The organism is Phragmitibacter flavus, assembly GCF_005780165.1.
In the GTDB taxonomy this organism is placed as follows: domain Bacteria; phylum Verrucomicrobiota; class Verrucomicrobiia; order Verrucomicrobiales; family Verrucomicrobiaceae; genus Phragmitibacter; species Phragmitibacter flavus.
The window spans coordinates 296,294-321,174 of sequence record NZ_VAUV01000006.1 but is presented as its reverse complement, the minus strand read 5'-3'; the positions used below and the strand labels follow the sequence as shown (position 1 = coordinate 321,174).

Annotated in this window: 16 protein-coding genes; 1 reads left to right on the top strand and 15 read right to left on the bottom strand. The window is 59.7% G+C overall.

The annotated features are described in order from the left end of the window. Positions 1-219 precede the first annotated feature (219 nt). The 14 genes from FEM03_RS09690 to rfbA all read right to left on the bottom strand — a co-directional run bounded on the left by FEM03_RS09690 (position 220) and on the right by rfbA (position 21,906). Positions 220-3,906, bottom strand: a complete 3,687-nt coding sequence (locus FEM03_RS09690) for a redoxin family protein (protein WP_138086009.1) — start codon at positions 3,904-3,906, stop codon at positions 220-222. Between the two features lie 46 nt (positions 3,907-3,952). Continuing rightward, positions 3,953-5,119, bottom strand: coding sequence for a prenyltransferase/squalene oxidase repeat-containing protein (locus tag FEM03_RS09685; protein WP_240772728.1), 1,167 nt, complete (start codon positions 5,117-5,119; stop codon positions 3,953-3,955). A gap of 5 nt (positions 5,120-5,124) precedes the next feature. Then, positions 5,125-7,497: a hypothetical protein gene (locus tag FEM03_RS09680; protein WP_138086008.1), complete on the bottom strand. Its 2,373-nt coding sequence runs from the start codon at positions 7,495-7,497 to the stop codon at positions 5,125-5,127. Further along, the gene (locus FEM03_RS09675; RefSeq protein ID WP_138086006.1) at positions 7,494-10,904 is read right to left on the bottom strand and encodes a hypothetical protein; all 3,411 of its coding nucleotides are present in this window, start codon (positions 10,902-10,904) and stop codon (positions 7,494-7,496) included. Before FEM03_RS09675 ends, FEM03_RS09680 begins: the two co-directional genes overlap by 4 nt. 20 nt (positions 10,905-10,924) lie before the next feature. Beyond that, the gene (locus tag FEM03_RS09670; protein WP_138086005.1) at positions 10,925-11,251 is read right to left on the bottom strand and encodes a hypothetical protein; all 327 of its coding nucleotides are present in this window, start codon (positions 11,249-11,251) and stop codon (positions 10,925-10,927) included. A 157-nt stretch (positions 11,252-11,408) separates the two neighbouring features. After that, a complete protein-coding gene (locus FEM03_RS09665) occupies positions 11,409-12,041 on the bottom strand; it encodes a hypothetical protein (RefSeq protein ID WP_138086003.1) in 633 nt (210 codons plus the stop codon). A 63-nt stretch (positions 12,042-12,104) separates the two neighbouring features. After that, positions 12,105-14,300, bottom strand: coding sequence for a hypothetical protein (locus FEM03_RS09660; RefSeq protein WP_206170944.1), 2,196 nt, complete (start codon positions 14,298-14,300; stop codon positions 12,105-12,107). 112 nt (positions 14,301-14,412) lie between these two features. After that, positions 14,413-16,446, bottom strand: coding sequence for a BatA domain-containing protein (locus FEM03_RS25565; protein WP_138086002.1), 2,034 nt, complete (start codon positions 16,444-16,446; stop codon positions 14,413-14,415). Then, positions 16,443-16,877, bottom strand: coding sequence for a hypothetical protein (locus tag FEM03_RS09650; protein ID WP_138086000.1), 435 nt, complete (start codon positions 16,875-16,877; stop codon positions 16,443-16,445). The genes FEM03_RS25565 and FEM03_RS09650 overlap by 4 nt, the downstream gene beginning before the upstream one ends. 181 nt (positions 16,878-17,058) lie before the next feature. Beyond that, positions 17,059-17,967, bottom strand: a complete 909-nt coding sequence (locus FEM03_RS09645) for a DUF58 domain-containing protein (protein ID WP_138085998.1) — start codon at positions 17,965-17,967, stop codon at positions 17,059-17,061. 33 nt (positions 17,968-18,000) lie between these two features. Beyond that, entirely contained in the window at positions 18,001-18,423 is a 423-nt protein-coding gene (locus tag FEM03_RS09640; RefSeq protein WP_138085997.1) for a four helix bundle protein, read from the bottom strand. A 75-nt stretch (positions 18,424-18,498) separates the two neighbouring features. Then, the gene (locus FEM03_RS09635; RefSeq protein ID WP_138085995.1) at positions 18,499-19,530 is read right to left on the bottom strand and encodes an AAA family ATPase; all 1,032 of its coding nucleotides are present in this window, start codon (positions 19,528-19,530) and stop codon (positions 18,499-18,501) included. A 206-nt stretch (positions 19,531-19,736) separates the two neighbouring features. Then, positions 19,737-20,861 (bottom strand): LOG family protein, encoded by a 1,125-nt coding sequence (locus FEM03_RS09630; protein WP_138085993.1) that lies wholly within the window; start codon positions 20,859-20,861, stop codon positions 19,737-19,739. A gap of 136 nt (positions 20,862-20,997) precedes the next feature. Then, positions 20,998-21,906 carry a glucose-1-phosphate thymidylyltransferase RfbA gene (gene rfbA, locus FEM03_RS09625; RefSeq protein ID WP_138085992.1) on the bottom strand — a complete coding sequence of 303 codons (909 nt, stop codon included), beginning with the start codon at positions 21,904-21,906 and terminating at the stop codon, positions 20,998-21,000. Positions 21,907-22,007: 101 nt separating this feature from the next. Here rfbA and glf point away from each other — a divergent pair, with 101 nt between their 5' ends. Further along, a complete protein-coding gene (glf, locus tag FEM03_RS09620; RefSeq protein ID WP_138085991.1) occupies positions 22,008-23,177 on the top strand; it encodes a UDP-galactopyranose mutase in 1,170 nt (389 codons plus the stop codon). Positions 23,178-23,262: 85 nt separating this feature from the next. On the opposite strand, the gene FEM03_RS09615 is transcribed toward glf, so the two are convergent. After that, positions 23,263-24,795 (bottom strand): sulfatase family protein, encoded by a 1,533-nt coding sequence (locus tag FEM03_RS09615; protein WP_138085989.1) that lies wholly within the window; start codon positions 24,793-24,795, stop codon positions 23,263-23,265. Between the last annotated feature and the right edge of the window lie 86 nt (positions 24,796-24,881).

Below are 24,881 nucleotides of genomic sequence, written 5' to 3'. Positions count from 1 at the left end.
GGGGATTTGCACGCTATTTGGCCGAAGGCGGAAGCGCGATTCGTCAAAGCAAGCTGCGGATCGTTTCGTAGATAGGGCGGGCTTTCAGCCCTCTACAATCCTGCCCGCGCAACCTTGGGCGTTGCCCAAGGCTGACATAGCGCCGCTCCTTTGGCGCTTTGGACTGAAGAGGACGTTGATGTCAGGCACCCAAATGGGATTAGGCAGATCGACGGATATTCACTTGGAGAGAAGCTTGGCGATGACTTGGGCGGCTTGTTCGGCGGTTTGGGGAGAGTAGCCGGTCTGGACCCAGGCGATTTTCCCTTCGGCATCGACGATGACGGTATGGGGAATGCCTTCAACCCCGAATTTTTGGCCGATGTGCTGCTGCTCGTCGAGGGCAACGGGAAATTGCCACTGGCGGCGGTTGAGGAAGGTGCTGATGTGCGCGGCAGGTTCGCCCTGGTTGACGCCGATAAAGAGCGCTTTTTCGGGAGGGAGGGCTGACATCAATGTGATCATGTCGGGGAGGGATTTGATGCAGGGGGCACACCAGGAGGCCCAGAAGTCGAGGACGATGACTTTGCCGCGGTGCTCTTCGAGTTTGAATTCGCCGCCGCTGAGCAGGGGAAGGGTGAAGGCGTCGGCGGTTTTGCCGATGAGGGGGGAGTTTTGGGCTCCGGCTTCGGGGATGATGGGTTCGGTGGCGTAGGCGATGTTCCAGTCGTTGAAGTAATCCTCGTTGGGTGAGTCGTCTGGTGCGGAGAGGCGGATTTGGTAGAGGTGGTTAAGGGGGATGCGGCAGGAGCCGAGGAGGTCGGAGTGGCCAATGATGGCGTCGCTGGCAAACTGATCGACGGTGATGGCGAACTGCGAACCGTCGAGGAGGTGGAGGTGGTGGGTGGGTGGTTTGGATTCAACGGTGGGTTCGGGACTGGGGAGAGGGCGGGGGAGTGCGAGGAGGCGGGGTTTGGGGTTGGAGGGATGGCTTTTGAGAATCATGTGAAAATCACCAATGTCGATAATTTCGCTGATGGCACCGGGTTGGAGTGAGAAGGCGATGGTGGCGAGACTGGAGTGGAGGACACCGCGCTTTTGTTCGCCCCAGTCGCCGTCGTTTTCTGCTTTGCTGTCTTTGGAGTGGCTGAGGGCGAGTTTGGCGAAGTCTTCGCCTTTGAGGGCGGATTTGCGGATTTCTTCTGCGTGTTTGAGCTGGCCGTCGCCTTTGGGAATGGAGATGGTGCTGAACCGGATGAGGTCGTCATCGTGGCTCGGGTTTTGCAGCCAGACGGCGGCGGAGACGCGGTCGAGGGGGATGGTGTGTTCTTCGAGGCCAACGCGGAAGCCGAGATGGCTGGCGGTGGCGGATTGGAGGTGACCGCGCAGTAGGTCGCCGTTGTTGGCAATCAACACATGATGGGGTGGGGCGTTCTGCTGAAGACGGGGAATGAGGAGGGCCTGGGCGCGGGTGGTGGGATCAACCACGGGGAGGTGGAGTTTGGCGGGGTCGGGTTGGACCGAAAAGTTGTGAAGGGTGATGTTGGCGTCGCCGTTGCCCCAGAGGTTGGCGGATTCGAGCACCACACCGAGTCCGGATTGAGGGATGGGGTCGCTTTCGACGGCGGCGTTGCCGCGACGGACGCGGTTGCGGTTCTGGGTCTGATTGGTGGAGAACTTGCCGATGGAGAGATCGTTGACGAAGACTTCGACTTCGTTGTTGTTGGATTGGAAAACGAGGCGGTAGTGGGTGTCTTTGCCGCTGGTGACGTTGGTGCCGACTTGTTCGCGCAGTTGGCCTTCGGGTTCTTCGAGGCCGACGTAGATTTGGTTGCCGTGGTATTGGGCGATGACGATGCGGAGGTGGGGTGCGGTGATGTCGACCCCGGCGCAGTAGAGGCGAAGGCGGAGGGTGGCGATGGTTTCGCTGGGTTTGAGGGTGAGGCGGACTTCGCTGCCCTGCATGAGGATGGGGTGGCCGAAGGAGGTGCCGGGTTTGAGAAGGAGGCTGTTGTCTTTGTTGTTGATGACAGCACCGGCCGCATCGCCTTTAACGACCTGCCAGCGTGGGTCGGAGAAGCCGACGGCGTCGACTTCGGGTCCGGCGAACTGGACGGCACGCAGGCGAACGGCGGGGAGCTGGCGGACGCCGAGCAGTGGGGCTTCGAAGTGGATGGTGTCGCTGTCGAGGGAGGTGAGTCTGGCGGGGATGATGTCGCCGCTGTCGAGGTGAAACCAGGCGGGGGCGCGGGGAAATTTGCCGTCGGCGGGGAGGGCGCGGGTGATTTTAAGCTGGGAGCTGGGGAGGAGTTTGACGGGTCGCACGCCGCCGATGGGGAGCCACTCGAGGGAGGCGGAATTGGAGGGGCTGAAGTGTCCGGGGAGGCGTTCGTTTTCGCCTGGGCCGTAGGTGAGGAGGTCGGTTTGTTGGGGGGTGGGGATGGGCGGACTGTTTTCAGGTGGGGAGACGAGGAAGTGGATGTCGGTGAGCGGTTTGCGGAGGATGGAAAGGGGTTCGGTGGTGAAGGAGGTTTGAAGGTGAAGGGTTTCGGCATCGGCTTTCTGAAGGCGGCCGCGGAGGTGGGCTCCATCGGCGAGGCGGACTTCGGTGTTGATGGCGGGAACGATGTGCAGATCCGGGAGATCGAGGTGGAGATGCTCGATGTCGCTGAGGGGGAGAGTTTGTTGGTTTGCGAGAGACACTCGACCATCGCGGATGGTGAGGACCGGATGCTGGAAGTTGCTGCCGTTGTTGAGGATGAGGTGGGGTTTGCCGGGATCGATTTTGCCGGGGGCGTCGCCGGTGCCGCGTCGGATGAGGAGTTGTTGGAGGGTGAGATCGGGGCCTTTGTTGACGAGGACGATGCCGGTGTAGATGGGGGTGGTGGTGGCGCGGGCGCGTGTTTGGGCAAAATTGGGGGCGAAGTCGTCGGAGACTGGGTCGGTTTCTTGAAGGGGTTGGCTGGTTTGCCACTCGCAAAGAGGGGTGCCGTCGGAGGCGAAGGCGGCGTAACGGTGGGTTTTGCGGTCCCAAATGATGCGCAGCGAGATCTGGCGGTCGTCGTCGGCGAGTTTAAGGAGGGGAGTGAAGTGGTTTTGGTAGACGAGGACGAGTTCGTCGTCCCAGGTTTCAACGGTAAGCCGACCGTAGGGTTTATCGCCGATGAGGAGCGCAAATTCGGGTCGGGTGGTGGAGCTTAGGTGGATTTGCAGGTCGCAAATTTCGGGAGGTGGGGTGTTGAGGGTGGCGCGGCTGTTCCATGATCCGGTGTTGAGGGTGCCGCCGGGACCGCTTTGCCAGATGGGGGATTTGAGGTCGTCTTTGTTTTGGATTTCGGTGGCATCGAACCAGCCGGTTTTGCCGCAGGGTCCGGCGTGAACGAGGCTGCCGCCGTTCATGCGCTGGAGGTGGCTGACTTCGCTGCGACGGAGTTGGGCGGTGCCGTGGACGGGGCTGTTGATGGTGAGGGTGTTGGCGTCGAGGGCGGTGATGTCGGCGTGGAGCCGGCTGCCGTCGCGGAGATGGATGGCCCAGGGTTGCTGGGTGAGAGTGGGGTTGGCGTCGAAGCTGAGTCGGCGGATGCTGTGGAGGTGGAGAGGGGCGGCTTCGAGGAAGGCGGTGGGGTGCCAGTGGAGGGTGGTGCTGTCGGCGGAGGTGAGGGTGCCTTTGAGGGTGCTTCCGTTGTTCCAGGTGAGTTCGTCGATGGCGGGGAGGGGTTTGGAAAGGCAGGTGAGGGTGAGGAGGATGAGGAGGGTGAGGTGGAAGAATCGTCCTCGTCCTCGTTCTCCTACTCGTCCTCGTTCTCCTACTCGTCCTCGATGGATTGAGGGAGGTCGGGGGCGTGGGGATGTTCGGGACAGGCAAAATGCCTGTCTCACCCACAGGCTACAAGCCTGTGTCACTTTTGAGGGTCGACGTGGAGTCATGGAACGGTTTCGAGGACGAGTAGGAGAACGAGGACGAGGACGATTTTTAACGCTCGTAGATGGGAAGGAAACGATAGTTGAGGGCAAGGGAGAGAAGGTTCATGCCGGTTTGATAGGAACTGCCGAAACCGCCGTCGGATTGCTGGAGGGTGCTGAGTTTGCGGGCGATGGCGTTGTTCCATTTTTGCCAGGCTTCGTAATCGGTCTGGAACAGGGCCTGGGCCATGTAGTAGCGGAAGTATTCGGGATAATGGGTTTCGTCGCCGGCCATTTCGTCGACAATGCGCTTGACGGTGGCGGGGTATTTTTCGTCGTCTTTTTGTTTCGAAACGGTGGCGATGAGGGCGGCGATGGCGCTGAGGTTGATGCTGCCCCCGCCTCCGCCGATGCCGCCGGAGTAGGCGACAGAGCCGTCTTTGCCGGTGCTGCGGCGGATGTATTCGACGGCACCGTTGATGGACTCATCAGGGACCTCCATGCCGGCATTGCGGGCGGCGAGAAGTCCCATGAGCACGGCACCGGTGACGGAGGTGTCGGCGTCGGTGTCGTCGGGATTGTAGCGCCAGCCGCCGAAACGGTTTTTCATCTGGGAGGTGGAGGCGCAACGCACGGCGAGGTCGAGGGCGGCGGCGATGGAACGTTTTTTGGTGGGATCGGTGACGCCCTGCCAGAGGAGGGTTTCGTCCACGGCTCCATAGGCTTCGGCGAGGGCGAGGGTGGCGAAGCCGTGGTGATACATGCTGTTGGGGATGTAGCCGGTGGTGCCGTCCTGGCTTTGGATGATGGCGCGCAGGGCGCGGCGGATGTGGTTGGCGTGTCGGCCGAAGTTGGGGTCTTCGCCGCTGGCGAGGAAGGCCATCAGGCAAATGCCGTCGACGCCGCCGCCGTTCTGGTCGTCCTGCCAGCTGCCTTCGGGGGTTTGGCTGGCGGCGAGCCAGGCGAGTCCGTTTTCGTAGATGCGGTCGACTTCGGGGGGGATGGGGGTGCCGAAGCGGAGGGCGGGGTCTTGGGCGTTAACATTGCAAAAACAGGTGAGGGTGAGAAAGATGAGGAGGGTGGTTTGCAGGAATCGTCCTCGTCCTCCTACTCGAACTCGTCCTCGATGGATTGGGGGAGGTTGGGGGCGTGGAGACGTTCGGGACGACAGGCAGAATGCCTGTCTCACCCACAGGCTGCAAGCCTGTGTCACTTTTGAGGGGAGACGCGGAGACATGACGATTACTTTTTCGCTTTGCGGCGGCGCTCTTCGTTTTTCAGGCGTTGTTCGCGTTGTTGTTTGATGCTGTCCCAGTAGGACTGGCCTTGGGCGAGGACGGTTTCACGAAGGGTGGTGAGACGTTTTTCGGTGAAAGTGGTTTTGAGCACGTCTTCTGGGACGCCGCAGATGGGGGTGAGGACTTGATGGGGGCTGTAATACCAGCCGTCGGAGAACCAGCCGAGGAATTCGTGCGAGTGGTCGGTGAGGACTTCAATGATGTGAGGTTTGAGGGTTTCGGCGTGGTCGGTGGAGATGGGAGACTGCTGGTTGAGCTGGGCGAGGACGTTGGTGGCGATGGCTTCGTTGAGGTAGCGGGCTCTGGCGGACTGCTCATCTTTCCAGGTTTGACGGCGGTCTTCGGGAAGGATCTGGACGACGGCGGTTTTCCAGATGGGATGATCTTCGGCCTGGGGTTCGTTGTTGGAGAAGCGCATGGAGCCGAGCCCGTTGAGGCGCTGCTGGAGCGCTTCGGGGGTGGTCTGGCGGGTTTGCTGGCGCATGTAGTTGGCCATGCTTTTGCGCCAGAAATCCATGGTGGATTCCACGGCTCCCTTGGCGGCGGTGTTGAGGTGGGCGGCGGCTTTTTCGGAAAGGGTGGCGATGCGGGTGGCTTCGTCGGTGTGCATTTGCATCTGGCTGAGGCGCTGGGCTCGCTCGCGTTGATCGAGGTGATGGAGGTGGCGGGCAATGATGATTTCGGGGTCGAGTCCGGCGAGATCTTCGCTGGGTTTGGGGGGCTGCTGGCGCTGACGTTCGCGCAGGCTTTTCCAGTGTTCCCATTGACGCGGGGTGAGGACGGTGGCGAGTTCCTTGCCGTCCTCGGTTTCGGTCATGTTGAGGAAGTAGGTTTGGTGGAAATGGGTGGGGGTGGTGTAGTCGAAGTTGAATTGTTCGAGCTGTTTGCTGACGAGCTTTTGGGTGATGGGAAAGAGGGGGGCGCGCTGGGCGCTGCTGAGGGCGACTTGTTTGTCGATTTCGGCAATGAAAAGATGGGCGTAGGCGTCGCAGATGCGCTGGCGGCGTTCTTCGAGGGAGGTTTTCCAGCGTTGGGTTTCTTCGGGAGTGAGGACGAGGTTTTTGCGCTGTTCCCAGGCGGGGTGTTTGCGGGGCTGGTTTTCGGATTCCATGCCGAGCGAAAAGCCGCGGCTGCCACCGAGAACCTCTTCGCGCTGGGCTTCGGGGAGGGTGAGCAGGTGGGTGACGAGAGCCTTCTGCCAGTCTTCAAAATAGTCGTTGAGGGCGTCATCGCCGGCTTTCTCCAGCAGTTTTTTGCGGTCGTCGGGGAAGTCGAGGGTGGCGACGATGTTGGCCACTTCCAACTGAAATTGCTGCTGGAAGGATTCGCGGTATTGCCCGGCGAGGGGTTTGGTGTTTTCGACGAGTTCGCGGCGGAGTTTTTCGTCGCGTTCCTTGGCACCCGTCCGCCAGGTGGCGAGTTCCTGCGGACTAAGGATGGCGGCGGCACCGGTTTCAAATTCGTTCTGGAGGGCGATGGACGGGAAGATGAGGGTGGTGTTGAGGCCGCCCTGTTTGGCGTGAGATTTGCGGGTTGGGGAGGGAATGTTGCGCTGCAGAGCGGTGATGTCGGCGAACATGGCGTTGGAAAAGGAGTCGACGAGGCGGTTGGAGAGTTTTTCGAGCTGGTCAATTTTTTCGATCGGGGCTTGGGTGAGGGAATTGATCTCCACGATGAGCGGATGCAGGGTTTCCTGCATGGACTCGCGGACTTTTTCGAATTTGGGTTTGAGGTGGTTTTGAAGGGTTTCTTCGTTGGCAGCGCGATTTTTTTCGACGGTTTGCTTCCATCGGGCGAGGGCTTCGGGGCTGAGGACGGCGGCGAGTGCTGTGTTCCAGTGGTCGGACTGATCGGGGAGCGGTGGGTCGGGAACGGGATTGACGTTGACCAGATGTTGCGGCGACCAGCCGGAGGATGCCTTGAGTGAGACGGGGGTGAGGCTGTCGTGGATCAGGCGAAGGGGGCCGATAAAGGCGGTTTTCCAAACGGGGAGGTATTGCTCGATGGCGGTGGTGGCCGATTTTTCGAGGGAGGTTTTTTGGTCGGGGGTGAGCTGGACGGTTTCATCGATGCGCTGGATAAGCTCCTGCATGTGCTGTTCGACCAGATTTTTTTGCTCGGGGAGACAGCGGTCGGCGAGTTCAGCGATTTTTTTCTCGAGTTCTGGGCTGAGCGGCATGGTGCGTCGCTCGACGCGGGTGTGGGTGAGGTTGCGCGGGGGAGTTTGAGTCGAGGGTGGGGTTTCGGGAACTGGCACTTCGCTGGCAGAAGCGGTGCTGAGGAACAAGATGAAAGGGAGAAAAAGGACGGCTTTCATGGGGCTTGGGCGTCGGCTTCGGGGCTGGACTCGAGAGTGTTGAAGTAGGTATCGAGGCCGTTCTTGAATTCTTCGGGGAACTCGCGGCCCGCTTTGCCGGTGGATTGTTTGACCTCGCGTTGGACGGGTTGGGCTTTGGCGTCGGAGCCGGGGCCGAGTTCGCTGAGGGCGGTGGCGGAGGCGCTTTGGGCGGTGCCGCCGCCGCCGGGATCGCCACCTCCGCCGCCACCGCCGCCGGGAGGTTGGCGTTGGGCTTGAAGGAGGAGTTCGATGGCTTCGGTTTCGGCAGCGACGGTGGGGGCGCCGGTGTCGGGTTTGGCGAGGAGGTCGCGGGCTTCGGTCATGACGAAGGTGACGCGGGTGAGCAGGGCGAGTTCTTTTTCGAAGTTCTGTTTGGCGCGGGGGAGGGCGTTGATGTCGTCGATGGCGCTGTGGGTAAGGTCGCGGATGGCCTGTTGTTTTTTGGTGAGCTGGGCGGCACTCTGAACATACAGCTCGGCGGAGAGGGCGGATTTGGCGGTGTCGAGTTCGCGGGTTTCGTCGCGCAGGTTCATTTCGTCGCGCAGGGCTTGCATGACTTTGAGGACGATTTCGGGGGGGAGGCTGGGTCCGCTGGCGGCGGAGCAGTTGGAGCAATTGCTGGCGGCGACCATTTCTTCGGCCCAGCGGTCGAGGATGTCGGCCCAGTGCTCGGCACTGACAATGGATTGTCCGCTGAGGTTTTTTTCGGTGCGTTCGGGGGTCTGGCTGAGGGCGCGGACGATTTCGGTTTCGCGCATCTGGTCGAGGACTTTGCGGAAGTGGAGGTCGGGTTTGCGTTGCTGGAAGGCTTCGAGGTCGGACTGGATGATGCGGACGGTTTCGGCTTCGGTTTTCTGGCGGGTGACGATGGGCGTGGCGTTGGCGGGGGTGGGATTGGTGGTGAGACCGAAGGCGGTGAGGGTCTTTTGATTGAGGTCGGTGGAGATGGTGAGCTGTTTTTTGGAGGCGGCCTTGAGGCGTTTGACGAAGGTGCTGGCTTCGAGGCTGGAAAGGATTTCGCTGAGCTGGTCGGTGACTTTGGCAAATTCTTCGAGGAGGTCTTTTTGTTCGGTCACGGCGTTCTCCATGGCGCGTTGGGCGGGGGACTCGGGCGGAGGAGGCGGAGCGTCGCCAGGGGCGGCACCAAGGGTGGTTTTCGGGAGGGAGAATTTGGGGGGGGTTGGGGGTTTGGGTGGGGAAGGGGGAGTTGGGGGTGGGGGAGTTTGGGTATGGGAGGCGAGTTTGTCGGGGGGGAGAGATGGGGAGGGAGGTTGGGGAGGGGTGGGTGACGGAGAGGGGCTTGATTGGGTGTCGGGATCGCTGGGTTTGGAGGGGGATTGGGGTGTTTGCGGATCGTTTTTCGGGGACGAGGAGGAGAGCGAGGACGAGGACGATTTTACGGGGGAGGGTGATTGGGGAGAATTGGGGTCGGTGGGGGCGGATGATGAATCTGGCTTGGTGGCTGAATCCGTTGGCGAAGGTTTGGGTGGGGAGGAAGAGGAAGAGGAGGATGGTTTTGTGGGGGCAGTGCTGCTTTGTTTGAGGAGGTCGGCGACGCTGGGCATGCGGGTTTCGGCGATGCTGTCGAGACTTTTTAGCAGGGTTGCGAGGCTTTCGAGACGAGCGCCATCGAACTCGGGATTGCGGGTGGCTTGTTTGACGAGGTCGCGACCGGAATCGGTGAGCTGGTCGAGACGGTTGGCGTTGGCGGTTTCGGCGGCAGCTTGTTGCTGGGCGCGACGACGGTTTTCGGGTCGGTCGAGTTCGGAGGGAGAGAGGGCGCGGAGTTCGCGGTTGGTTTCGTGGAGCTGCTGTTCACGGTCGTAGCTTTCACGGGCGACCTGCAGCCAGCGGGAGAACTGGTCGGTGAGCCAGAGGGCGTGGTCGGTGGGATTGAGGATGTGAAGAAGGAAGGGGGTGGAGCGGGTGCGGGGTCGGTCCGGAAGGTAGTCGGTGGCCCAGGCACGGAGTTCGATGGTTTGAGGGGGGACCTTGTCACGGGCGGGGCTGAAGGTGGCGCGGGTTTCGAACTGGCGGGCTTCGGGATTGCCGCCGCCGGTGATTTTGCTGCCGGTGAGGGTTTTGCCGTCGGGCGCAGGGGAGAGTCCCTGCCATTCGAGGCCGGCTTCGCGGACGCCGTAGTCGTCGTTGATGTTGAGGTCGAGGGTGATGGTTTCGGTCTCGAGGATGACTTGTTCGTTGCTGTCGCGACGGGCGTTGACTTTGGGGGGCTGGTCCTCGGTGGGATTGAGAGTGAGGGTGAGGGGTTCGCGGGGGGTGAGGCCGTGCTGGTCGCGCCAAGTGAGCTGGTGCTGGGTGGGGTTTTCGATCTGTCGGTAGGAGGTGCGGATGGTGGCGGCTTTGACGGTTTGGATCTGGCCGTCCATCTCGGCGTGGGCGAGGTCGCGACTGGCGGTGGCTTCGATGGCGGCTTCGGTGCCGCGCAGGAGGGTGAAGGTGCCGCTGTGGATTTCTTGCTGGGGTTCGGTTTTGTATTGGAGGTAGGAAGGGAGACGGAGATGGGCGGTGAGATGGGTGAGTTCGGGTCGGGGACGGGGATGGAGTTGCAGAGTTTGACGGATGTCGCCGAGTCGGAGGGAAAGGGTGGTGTCGGCTTTCTGGGCGGGGAAGGTGAAGGGGTAGGTTTTTTTGGGGTCGAGTCCGGCGGTTAGCGTCGGTTGATTGGGAATGCGGGCGTTGGCGCTTTGGGGGGTCCACTGGGTGTTGGCGGCGAGCTGGATGTTGAGGTCGAAGTTCTCGGCGATGGGGACAACGAGGGTGGAGGGGAGTTTTTCGACGCGGGCAAAAGTGTATCGTTCGATGTTTTGCCAGGGGGTGAGCCAGCGGGCGAGGGCGTTGCGGGCGGCATCGGGGACGAGGATGAGGGCGGCGATGGCGATGGCGAGCAGGGCGGTGCAGGCGAAGGCCCAGGGTCGATGGCGGGCGTGGGGGACGGCTTCGGTGAAGTCGCGATCTTTGACGGCTTCGGCGGTTTGCTGCATGGCGGCGCGCACGAGGGTTTCGCTGCGTCCGCCTTGGCCGCTTTCGAGATGGGCGAGTTCGACGAGACCGAGGAGCTGGTCGCCGAGTCGGGGGAATTTTTTACGGATGAGTCGGGCGGCATCTTCGAGTTTGCGCTGACGCCAGACCCAGCGGTGCCATTTGAGTGGGAGGCCGAGGGCGAGCACGGAGGTGCCAGTGAGGAGGATGGCGAGTCGGACGCTGGTGGGGGTTTCGAAGAAGCGGTCGAGGACGAAGACGAGCAGGTAGGAGAGGGCGAGACCGAAGAGTCCGGCGAGAAGACCTTCGGTGAGTTTGATGAGCCACACGCGCCGACGGAAGGCGGCGAGTTTTTCCTCAAGGATGGGTGGGAGAGGAGTGGTCATGGCGGGTTGAGATTTGAGATTTAGCGGGTTGGCTCTGCTGGCGAGATTTCAATTTTCTTTAGACCGTGAACTTCGAAATGATCTTGATGAGGTGAAAGCTGGAAGTGCTTGCCCCAAGCCTGATTAGTGTATCCCCCAGCGCGTAGCATTTTCTTATAAATTCCATTTCCTCGGTTGGATCCATCGGTAATAAGAAGTCCTCCAGAAGGGTTCATGCGCCTCATAATTTTATCTAGATAGGTTTTAGATAGAAGGAAAACACCACTGCCTCCCTCGCCATTAGAATCACGACGATAGAAGAAAACATCAATCTGCGGTAGGAGTGATAGATCGTTTCGAACATCCATGATAACAAAACGAGCTTGAGGGAGATTTGGGCTAGTTGCGAGTGGTTCCCAAGATTCGTATTCCCGAATATCACAGAAAATTATTTCATCTACAATTCCGGATAGCAGATGTCGCGGTTCCTCGATATCGGTTGCGCAGCAGGGATAAAATGCTAGTTTAGGCGGCATCTGATTCGAGAAGCTCTGATCCGAATTGACCTTCGATGATGGTTGCATGATCAATTTTTAATTTTTTCAGCATCGTCGCCCAATTTTTCAGAAAGCATCGCAAGCTATCTGGAGTGCATTCCAGGCGATTATAGTTCGGAGACTCGTATATACCGGACAAGAAAACCAAGCGATCGATGGGATTTCCGTTCGTTCGAAGATTGCCATGCGCAAGTGCGTTTCGAAGGATTTTAACAATCGTGAGGGCAAGCTTATCTTCGACTGGCCTCATACCAGGGACGGCTTCATGGTTCACTTGATCCGGTGCACATTCTTTGTAGATCCAAGCATGGGAATTGTAGGATCCATTTTCATCTTTAAATAGCCTGGAGTCTTTGCATTTTTTAGCTAACTCCTTTTGAAGATCAGACCTCGCGGTTTCAAATTTTTCGAAGTCTTTTGAGGGGTGCTTGTTTTTTGAGTTGTTTAAATCCAGCCTCTCGTAAGGCATGAAGATCGCTTGTCCGGCGACCACAAGAAGCAACGTAACCTCAAGATTTTTGTTCTTTGCCTCCATTTCAAACTTTAGTAAGTCTAGGCATCGACTGGGAAAGTCTTTAACGAAATTGGTGTAGTAGCTCATAGTTTTGGCGGGCTTGATTGAGTTCCGTCGATTCAATATTTGCAGCAATTGAGAATTAAATTTTCAAAAAGCGCCGGTGGCTTTGCGGCCGATCCAGAAAAGGGCCATTAATGTGAGCAATATACCAGCCCAAACGGGGTGTGCCCAGAGAGGAATACGTCGCTCGGTGGGTTGGGGTTCGGGGAGGTTGGTGAGGGTGGCGAGGAGGGCGGTGGGGTCGGTGGTTTCGAGAAGCTGGCCGCGGGTGATTTGGGCGAGTTCGCGAAGAAGTTCTTTTTTGATGGGCTGACCGAGTTTTTCACGGGTGCTGCCCTGGACGGAGAGTTTGGTTTCGAGACTGGCGTTGGCGCTGGGACTGGTGAGGTTGATTTGATGTTCGCCGGGTTCGGTGGGGGTGAAGGTGGCGGTGAAGAGTCCCCAGGCTTCGTCGCCGGCGGGGGTGAGGCGGATGCTGCTGGTCTTGCCGGTGGGGGTGGCGATCTGAGCGATGACGGCACCGTCGCGCTGGGGTTCGCCGCTGAGGGTCATGACGTTGGCGTTGAGGGTGAGGGTGTCGCCGGTTTTTGGTCGGTCGGGGGTGTAGAAGAGGCGGATGCGGTCGCCGCCGGCCATGTTGCGTTGGTAGGCCATCCAGCGGACGACCTGGCCCCAGAAGCGGTAGTGGTGGCGGTCTTCGACGCCGCGTCGCCAGCGCCAGGCTCCGTCGGCTCCCATGTAGAGGATTTTGCCGGCGCCGTAGGTTTTGGTGACGATGAGGGGGATGCGGCCGAAGCGGTTGGATTCGCTGCCGTGGGTGGCGAGGACTTCACTGCCAGCTTTGGCGCGGAGGGCGGGGGCGTGCCATTGGAAGCCGGGGAGGGTGGCCCAGACGGAGGTGCTCAGCTCGTCGGTGTCGCCGAGTTTGGTGAGGAGGGATTGGGCGCCGGTTTCGGTGAGGACGATTTTGCCGGGGGTGGTGGAGCCCCAACCGCGGGGTTGGGTTTCGTCCCACTGGATGGGGAGGAGGTCGGCGAGGGGGGTGTTGGCGAGGGTAAGCTGATGGCCGTGGATACCGGGGAGGAAGACGAGTCCGGTGGCCTGGTCGCGAATGAGTTTTTGCAGGGCGACGACGTTTTCCTGGGTGAGTTGACCGGGGGTGAGGCCGATGTCGCCGAGGAAGATGACGTCATATTGGGCGAGCTGGTCGTCTTTGGGAAAGGCGGGGAGGTAGCCGTTTCCGGTGGCGGGTTTGCCGAGGCCGGGATGGAGAAGGAGGCAGTGGACATCGATGCCGGGGTCGCGGTCGAGGGCGTTGCGGAGGTAGCGGTATTCCCAGCGGGGATAGGTTTCAACGAGGAGGACGCGGAGCTGTTCTTTGCGGATGGTGAGGGGGGCGCTGAGGGTGTTGTTTTCGAGGTAACGTTCGGCCCCGGTTTTCGGAAGGGTGAGGGTGAGAGTGGTTTCGCCGGGATCGGCAGGTCGCCAGGCGATGCTGTCCTGGTGGGTGGCCATGGCGGGGAGGGTGAGGGTCTTGCTGATGATTTCGCCGCCGGGGGTTTTGAGTTCAACGGTGAGGGTTTCGTCGCGCGGGAGTGAGCTGGTGATGGTGAAGGGGATGCGCAGGGGTTTGCCGGCGATGGCGAAGGTGGGGACATCGAAGGCGGTGAGTTCGAGGTCGGGAAGTTTGGTGTCGGAGCCAATGGGGACGGTGAAGAGGGGGGTGTCGCGCATGCGCAGGCGGGTGGCGGCCTGGGCGGGTGGGGTGCCGGTGTTCCAGTCGCCGTCGGAGAGAAGGAGGACGGCGGCGAGGTTGGGTTGTTGTTCGAGGAGGGACTGGAGGGCGGCATTGATGTCGGTGCCTTCTTCGGGGGGAGTTTGGGCGGAGGAGAAGGGGCCGATGAGGATGTTGAGGCGTTTGGCGAGGGGCTGCCAGAGATTGGGGTCGATGAGGGGAGGGAGGGTTTCGGCGCGGGAGCGGGGTTCGGAAGCGGGAGTGGCGGGGTCGATGACGTCGCGGGTTTCCATGCTGCGGGAGTTGTCCCAAAGGATGGCGAGCACGGGTTTGGTGTCGGGGGTGAAGGTTTGGTGCCACTCGGGCTGGTTGAGGGTGAGGGCGATGCCGGTGGCGATGCCGAAGCGGAGGAGTTCGAGCCAGCCGGTGGTGCGTTTGTAGTTGGAGCGTTTCCAGCCGAGGTAGCTGAGGAGGGCGATGACGACGACCAGTCCGATGCCCGCTGTGAGGGACAGCGGGGTGGGATGGAAGACGAGGGAGGATTTCAAAGTGGGAAGTGGGAAGTGGGAAGTGGGAAGTCGGAAGTCGGAAGTCGGAAGTCGGAAGTCGGAAGTCGGAAGTCGGAAGTCGGAGGTGGGCAGTGGGCAGTGAGAGTGCTCGTTACGCGGGGATGGGTTTGGTGGCTTTTTCTTTTTGAGGGAGGCAGAGGAGGGCTTCGGCGATGAGGAAGAGGGCCATGACGAAAAGAAGGGTGCGCCAGATTTCGCTGGTGAGGCTGCTCTGGTTTTCGAGGTTGTCTTCGATGCGGCGGTGGTCGAGGTCTTTGAAGAGTTCGTCGAGGGTGGAGTTGGGAAGGGGCGTGTAGTGGTCTTCGGCGGGAGGTCGGTTGAGGGCGATGAGGCGGTCGGTGGAGGTGTAAATGCCGTCGTGAATCGCGTAGGGTGGGGTGATGGGGATGGTGGGTGAGAGAGGGGTCCAGGGGGTGAGGGGTTCGTCGCCAAGGGCGGTGAGGGAGGCGATGCGTTGCTGGGTTTTGCCGAGGGTGCGGGCGCCGTCGTTGAGGAGTCGGTGAAGGAGGGCGAAGAGGTTGACCCCATCGCGGGCGAGGGTGGAACTGCCAGAGCCGGGAAGGGTGGTGAGGAACCAGGCGTGGTGATTTTGGGTTTGATCGGTGTTGGCGCGGAGGAGGAGAGGGTGCTGGTTGGCGAGGCGGGCAAAGGGGGTGGCGGATTCGCCGAGGAGCTGTCGATGGCGGAGGATTTCGAGTTCGCCGAGCGGGAGGGCTTTGCCGTCGCGGGTGTTTGCCAGTGGGCCGGTGTCGGTGCGCCACCATTCGACGGATTGGGTTTGATGGGTGGGAGAGGTTTGCCAGGGGCCCCAGGTGAGGTTGAGGAATGGAGTGGTGCTGGTTTCGATTTCTGATTCCGGAGGGAGGAAGAGGAGAGTGTGACCGGCGGCGAGGTGGTTTTGGAGTTGTTTGGCGATGAGGGTGTCAGCGGCGGGGAGGGGGGATTGCCAGACGATGAGGGCGGTGGTTTCCCAGTCGATTTCGGCGCTGCGGGTGGAGGGAAAAGTTTGGGCGCTGTAGCGGCGGAGGGGATCGGCGGGAGCGGTGAGGATGGCCTGGAGTGGGGCGGTTTCTTCGGGGGTGTCGGTGATGATGACGGAATGGAGAACGGGGGGCTGGTCGAAGGCGAAATGAGCGATGTTGTCGGCGGGTTGGGTGTCGTTGGGGAGTTCAATGCGGCCCCAGCCGCGGGTGGTTTGCTGGTCGAGGGGGATGTTGTGGCCCTGGAGGAGGAGTTCGCGTTGTTGTTCTTTGAGGGTGACGGTGGTGGTGGTGGCGGTGCCGTTGATGACGAAGCGGAGGGGGAGTTCGATAGGGTTGAGGTTGGTGGAGGTGTCGTGGCGGGCGATGCGGAGGTCGAGAAGGAGTTCGGCTTTGTCGGTGGACTGGCGTCGGGTGAGGTTTTCGAGGGTGATGGAGAGGTTGTTTTGGGCGGGTTGGGGATAAGCGAGAAGGTGGAAGCGGAGGCCGGGGAGGGTGGCGAAGGCGGTTCGGAGGTTTTCCCATCGGCCGCTGGACGGGTCCCAGTCGGACGATTGCAGGTCGGAGAGAATCCAGAGGTCGGTGCGGCCGGTTTGGTTGGTGGTGATGTGGTCGAGGGCGGCCTGGAGGAGGGAGGGGAGGTCGGCGGTGGTGCTGGTGGCGGCGGTTTGGGGGAGATCGGGAAGTTGGGCGGCTTTGGTGAGGGGGATGGGAGTGAGGGTGGCGCTGTCGATGAGGATGAGTTGGGAGCGGTCGCGATAGGTTTCCTGCATGGCGGCGGCAAGTTTTTGCAGGCCGGTGTGGCGTTTGCTGCTGCCGGTGAGGGGGTTGATTTGTTCCATGCTGGCGGAGCGGTCGAGCAGGATGAGGACGGTATCGGGACTGCCGCCGGTGAGGCCGAGCCAGCCACCGGCGAGGGGGCGGGCGATCATGAAAAGAAGCGCGAGAACGGCGAGCGTGCGCAGGGCGAGGATGAGCCACTGACGCAGGCGGGTGAAGCCTTTGTTCATCTTCTGGGCGGCGAAGAGGAACATCATCGCGGCCCACGGGATGGTGCGGCGGCGATGGAGATGGATGAGGTGGATGAGGATGGGCAGCGCGGCAAGGGGGAGGGCCCAGAGGAGGAGAGGTTGGAGAAAGGTCATGGGGGGCCTCCTTGGGTGGGGGTTTCTTTGGCTTTACCGTGCTGCCACCATTCTCTAAGAACGCCGAGAAGCAGGCCGATGGTGATGAGCAGGTAGGCGATGCGGATGTTTTGCTGCGGTTGGTTTTCGGCTGGCTGGAGCCAGTGATAAAATGCTGACGAGAGGAAGAGGATGAGAAGGAGTTCAGAGAAAATTCCGCGATGGAGTTTCCTGCGTTGATACAGCAGGATGGAGCACCAGAGGGCTCCGGACAGATAGATGATAGCACTGACCTCGAAAGGCGATTGATCGGCTGGTTTGGAGAACTGCTGGGCAGTGTGCAGGAAGTAAATTCCCAGAGCGATGAGTGGGAGGATGAAGAAGGCGTTGAGAGCGTTTTTGACACCGAAAGTGATGGAGGTTGCCAGGCGATCAATTTGTTGGTCGTTCATGATCGGGCTCCTTGGTGACGGGTTGGCTTTGGGGCCTGGGTTGATGGGGCGAAGTGAAACTTCGTGGTCTGGGCTGATGGCCGACGAAACGTCGGTGGTCCGATGGGGGGGAGTCTATGCCGACGATACGTCGGCGCTCCATGGTTTTCTGACCGACGAGACGTCGGGGGGACTAGAGAGGTCATGAGCGGGCTCCTCTCTTGGGGGTGCGGTTGAGGAGGAAGCGGGCGAGGACTTCTTCGGGGTTTTCGTGGAGTTTGATGCGGTGGTAGTCGATGCCGGTGTCGCGGACGATGGTGTCGAGTTCGCTGAGGTATTGGGCAATGGCTTCGCGGTATTGGCGGGTGACGAGGGAGGGGTCGGCGAGCACGTGTTCGGTGCCTTCCATGTCGACGAAACGGGCGGGGCGGTCGATGTTGAAGTCGAGTTCGGCCTGGTCGAGGAGATGGAGGATGACGGTGTCGTGATTGCGGAAGCGCAGGTGCTGGAGGGCGGGTTTGAGTTCGGCGGGGGGGATGAAGAGGTCGGATAGGATGACGGTGAGGGAGCGTTGGCGGACTTTTTCGGCGGCTTCGTGAAGGGCGGGGATGAGTCGGGTTTCGCCGCTGGCCTGGGTTTCACCGATGCGGTCGAGGACGAGACCAAGGTGGGTGGGGCCGCGTTTGCAGGGGATTTCGTGGGTGGTGTCGGGATGGACGGTCCAGAGTCCGACGGCGTCGCCTTGACGGGCGGCGAGCCAGGCGAGGGAGCCGGCGAGCTGGCGGGCATAGTCGAGCCGGGTGTGGCCGGGGGGGCCGAAGTTCATGCTGCCGCTGGCATCAAGGATGAGGTTGAGGCGGAGGTTGGTGTCGGCTTCGAATTCTTTGATGTAGAAGCGGTCGGTGCGGCCCCAGGTGCGCCAGTCGAGGCGGCGGGTGTCGTCGCCGGGGACGTATTTGCGGTATTGGGCGAATTCGAGGGAGGAGCCTTTGACGGGGGACCGGTGTTTGCCGGAGACGCTGCCGATCATGGCCGTGCGGGCGTGGAGGGGTAGGGCACGGAGACGGGCGAGGAGTGCGGGATTGAGGAATTGGCGGGTGGGGTTAGTCATGGTTGGATCTTCCTCCTACTCTTCCTCCTCCTCCTACTCCCCGTCTGTGGAACCAAGGGGTTTTGAGGGTAGTGGTTTGTCTAATTTACCTTCGAAGAGTTCGATCAGTTTGGTGAGCATGGAGACGATGCTGATGAGGAGATCTTTGCCGCTGTCGATGCGGGGTGGGGATGTTAGACTTTTTGCGACGAGAGCATCGAGACACGCGGCGCATTCGGTGGCTGAACCGCGGGCGTCGTCCAAGAAGCGGATGCGTTGTTGAGTCGCTCGTCGACCGTTTCCTTCGGCGGTGTTCAGGAGGACGGAAAGGCTGGCGCGGTCGAGTTGGTCGATGATGGTGGTCATGCCGCGTGGGTGGGATTGTTTGAGTTCGGCGAGGAGTTGGGTGAGCCAGGTGATGAAGTGGAGTTCGAATTGGTAGACCTTGAGTTTTTCGTGATCGAATTTGGGGGGCATTCGAGTTGTTGGGGGTTTGGTGTGGGGAGTAGGAGGAGGAGTAAGAGGAAGAGGAGGATTGGCAGAAGGTTACTTTTAAGACTTCTCAAGTTCACTGACCAGACGGCGGGTGACGTCCTGGCTGGAAACGCCCTCGGACTCGGCGGTGAAGGTGGTCATGACGCGATGACGCAAGACGGGATCGGCGACGGCAATGATGTCTTCGTGTCGGACGATATAACTGCCGTGCAGGGCGGCGCGGGCTTTGGCTCCCAAGATCAGATACTGCACGGCACGAGGTCCGGCACCCCAGCCGACCAGGGGTTTCAACCAAGCGGGGGCTTCGGGTTCGTTGGGTCGGGTGCGACGGACGAGATCGACGGCGAATTCATAGATATGGTCGGGCACGGGAACGCGACGGACGAGGTTCTGGAAAAAGAGGACTTTTTCGCCGTCGAGGATGTGGTTGAGCTGGGGCAGGGTGGCTCCGGTGGTGCTGCGGGCGATGGCGAGTTCTTCTTCGCGACTGGGGTAACCGACGCCGATCATGAACATGAAGCGGTCGAGCTGGGCTTCGGGCAATGGATAGGTGCCTTCCTGTTCGATGGGGTTTTGGGTGGCGAGGACAAAGAAGGGGGAGTCGAGGGTGTAGGTGCGGCCGGCGACGGTGACGCGGTGTTCCTGCATGGCTTCGAGCATCGCGGCCTGGGTTTTGGCGGGGGCGCGGTTGATTTCGTCGGCCAGCACGATGTTGGCGAAGACGGGTCCTTTGGCGAATTCGAAGGCGCGTTTTCCACCGGGGAGTTCCTGGAGGATGTCGGTGCCGGTGATGTCCATGGGCATCAGGTCGGGCGTGAACTGGATGCGGCTAAAACTGAGGGACAACGTTTCGGCCAAGCGGCTGATGAGCAACGTTTTGGCGAGACCGGGAACACCCATGAGCAGGGCGTGGCCGCGGGCGAAGAGGCAGATGGCGAGCTGCTCAATGACCTGCTGCTGGCCGACGATGATCTTGCCGAGTTCAGCCGTGAGTCGGCCGTAGACGGTGCGGAGTTCGTTGATGGCGGCGACGTCGTCCTGCTCTTGCGGAGGCGACCCGGTGGTGGTGGGTTGACTGGGGCTGGACATACGGGTCGGAACTTCTCTTTGATATCTGGTATCGAATGTGGCATCCCAACAAAAAACAAGGATGGCTGCAAGGCAATACGTGAGTGAACTGCCATCTTTGGAAAAAACCGCGGTTTCACTCCGCAGGTCCAGTCGGATGATTTCCACGTTGGCGCCGACGGTCGCCGATGCTGATCAGCCTCCTGATGATGTCGCTTGCTGCGAACTCAAGGCTTTTTCGGCCACACTTCGGCGTCATTGATCGCATCAATCAACACGCGCCAGCGTCCATAGTTGGCGCGTCGCAACGTGGCGATGAGGCGCGGAAGGTGGGCGAGGCCGGGTTCGTTGGCTTCATCCGGCAGGGCGGCTCCCTGCTCAAACTTGCCTGACTTGAGAAGATCGGCAAAATCGTGATTGAGTTTCTCCAGTGCGTCGGGCGTCAAAGGATGCTTCAAACGGAACACCGTTTTTTCCTTCACCAGCCGGTAGGAATGGAAGGTGTGATAAAAATGGGTGATCTCGCGCACCGCTTCTTCGATGTCATCCGTGATGCGCATCAGACCAGGATCTTCCGGAGAGATCAACCCGTGAGCCAGAAGATGCTCGTTGAGAAAACTGAGGAAGGACTGCCAGTAAGTGCCGCCGGGCACATCGACCAACACTACGGGCAGAATGTTGGCCTTGCCGGTCTGGATCAGCGTGATGCTTTCAAACAGCTCGTCCATGGTTCCAAACCCGCCCGGGAACATCGCGAACGCATCCGCCTCTTTCACAAACGAGAGCTTGCGGGTGAAAAAGTAATTGAAGGTGATCAGCTTCTCATCACCCACGATGGTATGATTGGCCGACTGTTCAAAGGGCAGCTTGATGTTGAGTCCAAAACTTTTTTCCCGCCCTGCACCCAGTTGTGCGGCACCCATGATGCCTTCACCGGCGCCGGTGATGACCATGAATCCCTCCTCCACCATGCGTTGGGAAAACTGCCGCGCGGCCATCGATGCTGGATGATCCTGGGGCGTGCGGGCGGAACCAAACACGGTGATCTTGCGCACATGCCGGTAAGGATGAAACACCTTGGCCGCGTAACGCATTTCACGCAGCGCGCGGTGCATCAGCTTCAGGTCCGCCATGCCGAGTCCATCGCGACCAATTTTCAGACTGGTCATCAACAAGCCTGCAATCAGATCACGCTTGCGCGGGTCTTCCGTCCAGGTGGAGGCCAGATCGCGCAATTGATCATCCAGATCCTCATCGCCCGTGCTGCCGCGGGGTTTTTCCGAGAGATCCAGGATCCCGCCGGCCGTGAAATCCTTCTCAAGACGTTGTGCAGATTCAGCAAAAGGTTTCATGACACGGAACAAGATGGGTGAGACCGGGGATGACGAATGATCAATCCAGTCAGTCCATGCTAACGAAAGGATGTCGTCCTAAGCAATGCCTGATTGGTGATAAGTCTGTCAGACTTGGATCGAATCCAAAATTCGGTCAGTAAATCGGTCCGTGGGAGGCGGTGGTGTGATCGTATTGCGCCAGTTTGCGCAAGTAATCTCCATACTCGGTCTTGCCGAATTTGTCCGCCGCCGCCAGCAGATCCGCTTTGGTGATCCACTGCTTGTTGTGGGCGATTTCTTCGATGCAGGAAATCTTCAATCCCTGACGATGCTGAATGACCTGAACGAATTCGGCGGCCTCAAGCAACGAGTCCGGCGATCCGGTATCGAGCCATGCCACGCCACGGCCCAGCACTTCCACGCGCAATTCTCCAGCGTCAAGATAGATGCGGTTGAGGTCGGTGATCTCCAACTCACCGCGTGGGCTTGGTTTGATGGAACGCGCGATTTCGCAGACCCGCTTGTCATAAAAATAAACCCCCGGCACCGCGTAGTTGGACTTGGGCTGCTTGGGTTTTTCCTCAAGAGAAATGGCCTTGCCTTCCTTGTCGAACTCCACCACGCCATACTGATCAGGTGTCGCCGTGTAATAACCAAAAATGGTCGCGCCGTATTCTTGAGCTGCCGCGCGTTCCATTGCCTTGCGAAATTGGGTGCCGTAAAAAAGGTTGTCGCCGAGAACGAGGGCCGCCGCGCTGCCATCAAGGAATTCTTCGCCAATGATGAATGCCTGGGCGAGGCCTTCCGGTTTTGGCTGTTCCGCGTATTCGAATTTCACACCGAACTGGGAACCATCACCCAGCAGTTTCTTGAATCCGGGCAAATCGTGCGGGGTCGAGATGATCAAAATTTCTCGGATGTCCGCCAGCATCAAAGCCGACAGGGGATAATAGATCATCGGCTTGTCGTAGACCGGCATGAGCTGTTTGCTCACTGCGATGGTCAACGGATAGAGCCGGGTGCCCGAGCCTCCTGCGAGTATGATTCCTTTGCGTGCTGACATGTGCCCGGACTTTGGGCGGTTTTTGCTGGCCTTGCAACCGTCAATGCATCCGTCAACAACGGCAATTGACTCCCTCCCCTCCCTGCGTTAGGCCACGCAGGATGCCCGTAGATAAAGATGTGGATGTTTTGATTGTTGGCGCAGGCTTTGCCGGTGTGGTGGCTGCCGAGCAGCTGGCCACCCAGCATGGTCTGCGGTCCCTGATCGTGGAAAAACGCCATCATTTGGGCGGCAACGCCTACGACGAGAAAGACGCTGCTGGAGTTCTGCTGCACCGCTATGGTCCCCACTATTTCCGCAGCAATTCCGACAAGGTCGTGCAATACCTTTCGCAATTTACCGAGTGGCTGCCCACGCAATACCAAGTGCTGTCATTCACGAATGATCAATACTGGCAGTTTCCCATCAACCTCAATACTTATGAACAGTTGATTGGTCGCCCAGCCACCGAAGAAGAATTTCAGCAGTATCTCAACGAAAAAAAAGTCCCCATCGCCGAACCCGCCAACTCCGAGGAAGTGATGATCTCCCAAGTGGGCTGGGAGCTGTATGAAAAATTCTTTCTCGGCTACACCCTGAAACAATGGAAGCGTCATCCTCGCGAGCTGGATGCCAGCGTGTGCGGACGCATCCCGGTGCGCACCAATCGCGACAACCGTTATCTGAAGGAGGACTTTCAGGCACTGCCCAAAGAAGGTTACACCCGCATGTTTGAATCCATGTTAGCGGCGGCAGGCGACCAGGTTCAGGTGTTGCTGAACACCGACTACCGCGACGTGCTTTCCGGCATCCATTTCAAACACATGATTTACACCGGACCACTGGACGAATTCTTCGACCATCGCTTCGGCGCGTTGCCCTATCGATCGCTCCGTTTCGAAAACGAATCCTTCACTCCCGAACAACTGCAATTGCGCGAACCCATCTCCCGCAAAAAAGGTTTCTGGCAACCCGCCATGCAGGTGAACTATCCCAACGACGAAGACTTCACGCGCATCGTCGAAATCAAACACGCCACACGTCAGGACTGCGAAAACACCACGATTGTGCGCGAATATCCAGATGACTACGGCCCCGGCAAAGAGCCTTATTATCCCGTGCCCCATCCAGAAAGCGATGAGCTTCGGCGACGCTATGTGGAATTGACCAAACAACACCCGAACCTCAGCTTCATCGGCCGGCTTGCCACTTATCGTTATTACAACATGGACCAAATTGTTGCCATGGCACTTACCGAGAGCCGCAAGATCGGCGAAGCGCTTGTTTCATGACCCACAACGGAGCGTGGTGTAGAACCTGAATCCTTCGCCCTCGCTCTTGGACAGCTTGGCTTAAGCGACCGGAGCGGTCGAAATTTTAAGGTTGTTTCCGCGCTCCCTCATCCACCAGAATCTTCCGCATTTGTGCCGCGATCTCTGGATGCTGTTCGATCACATTTCTCTCCTCTGCCAGGTCCTTTGACAAATCATAGAGCCGTTCGCCTGGAATCGCTGTCTCCGTTTCCTTGCCTTTGCGATACTGGGCGCGACCGCCACGTTCGATGAACTTCCATTGGTTCATGCGCACCCCAAACGGCCCCTTGGTGCCGCCACTGTGCATGATGAAGGTCTCGCGCAACGGTTTCGTCAATTCGCCTTCTCCCGTGAAAGCCTCCAGCACATCCAAGCTGTCCCGACATTGACCTGCCGGAATGGTCGTGCCCACCAGCTTCGCCAGGGTTGCCGCGATGTCGACGGCCGTGATCAATGCGTCCGAATCTGACCCTGCCGCAATGCCTTTTGGCCAGCGCGCCATGAAAGGCACGCGATGCCCGCCCTCATACAATCCGCCTTTGTAGCCCGTCAGCGGCGCATTTGGGTGATAATCAAAACTTCCCACATCCTCATAGCCATCATCCATCACCCCACCGTTGTCGCTGGTGAAAATCACCAGTGTATTTTCCACCAAACCATTCTTCTCGAGCGCCGCCAGCACCTGTCCAACCGCGTCATCCAGTTCCTGCAGATGGTCCCCGCGAGTTCCCACAGCACTGCTTCCCTTGAATCGCGCATGGGGCACCCGAGGCACATGAACGTTGTGCGGCGTGAAGCACAGGAAAAACGGCTTCGACTTGTGCGCATCAATGAACTTCACCGCCTCGCCAGCAAAGGTGTCCGACATGTCTTCATCGACCCATCGCGCCGACTTCCCGCCGGTCATCCATCCGATCCTGCCAATGCCATTCACGATCGTCATGTCATGCCCATGCGTGTGTTTCAGCTTCAGCAATTCGGGATTCTCTCTTCCCGTCGGCTCGTTGCCAATTTTCTGCTTGTAACTCACTTGGATGGGATCGTTGGGATCAAGCCCCACCACCCGGCGATCCTTCACATAAACCGTTGGCACCCGATCCCCCGTCGCCGCCATGATGAACACCTCATCGAACCCAAGATCCATTGGCCCCGGCCGGATCTCCCCATTCCAATCCGGCCCGCCCTCCGGCCCCAATCCCAGGTGCCATTTGCCCACGATTCCCGTGCGATAACCCGCCGACTTCATCAATGTCGCAATCGTGGTCGTGCCGGGCGCGATCGTCATCGCCGCATCCCCGGGGGCAATGGCCGATCCCGGCTGTTGCCGCCACGAATAAACTCCCGTCAGCAAAGCGCGACGCGAAGGCGTGCAGGTGGCGGCCGGGGAATGCCCATCGGTGAAACGGCGCCCCTCTTTCGCCAGCTTGTCCAGATTCGGCGTCTTTGCATGTTTGCCCCCATAACATCCCAGATCGCCATACCCCACGTCATCCGCCATGATCAGCACCACATTCGGTTTTTGCTGCGCCTGCAATGACAACGAAGCAGCCGACCAGGCAAAAGCCAGCAGACCAGAATAGAAGCGCGACCATTTCATAGGATCCCTGTATCGTGTGCAAACAGGGTTGATCTTTCAGCAGAATTTTGCTGTCCTGATCCCTGCGCAACAATTGCCGAAATGTC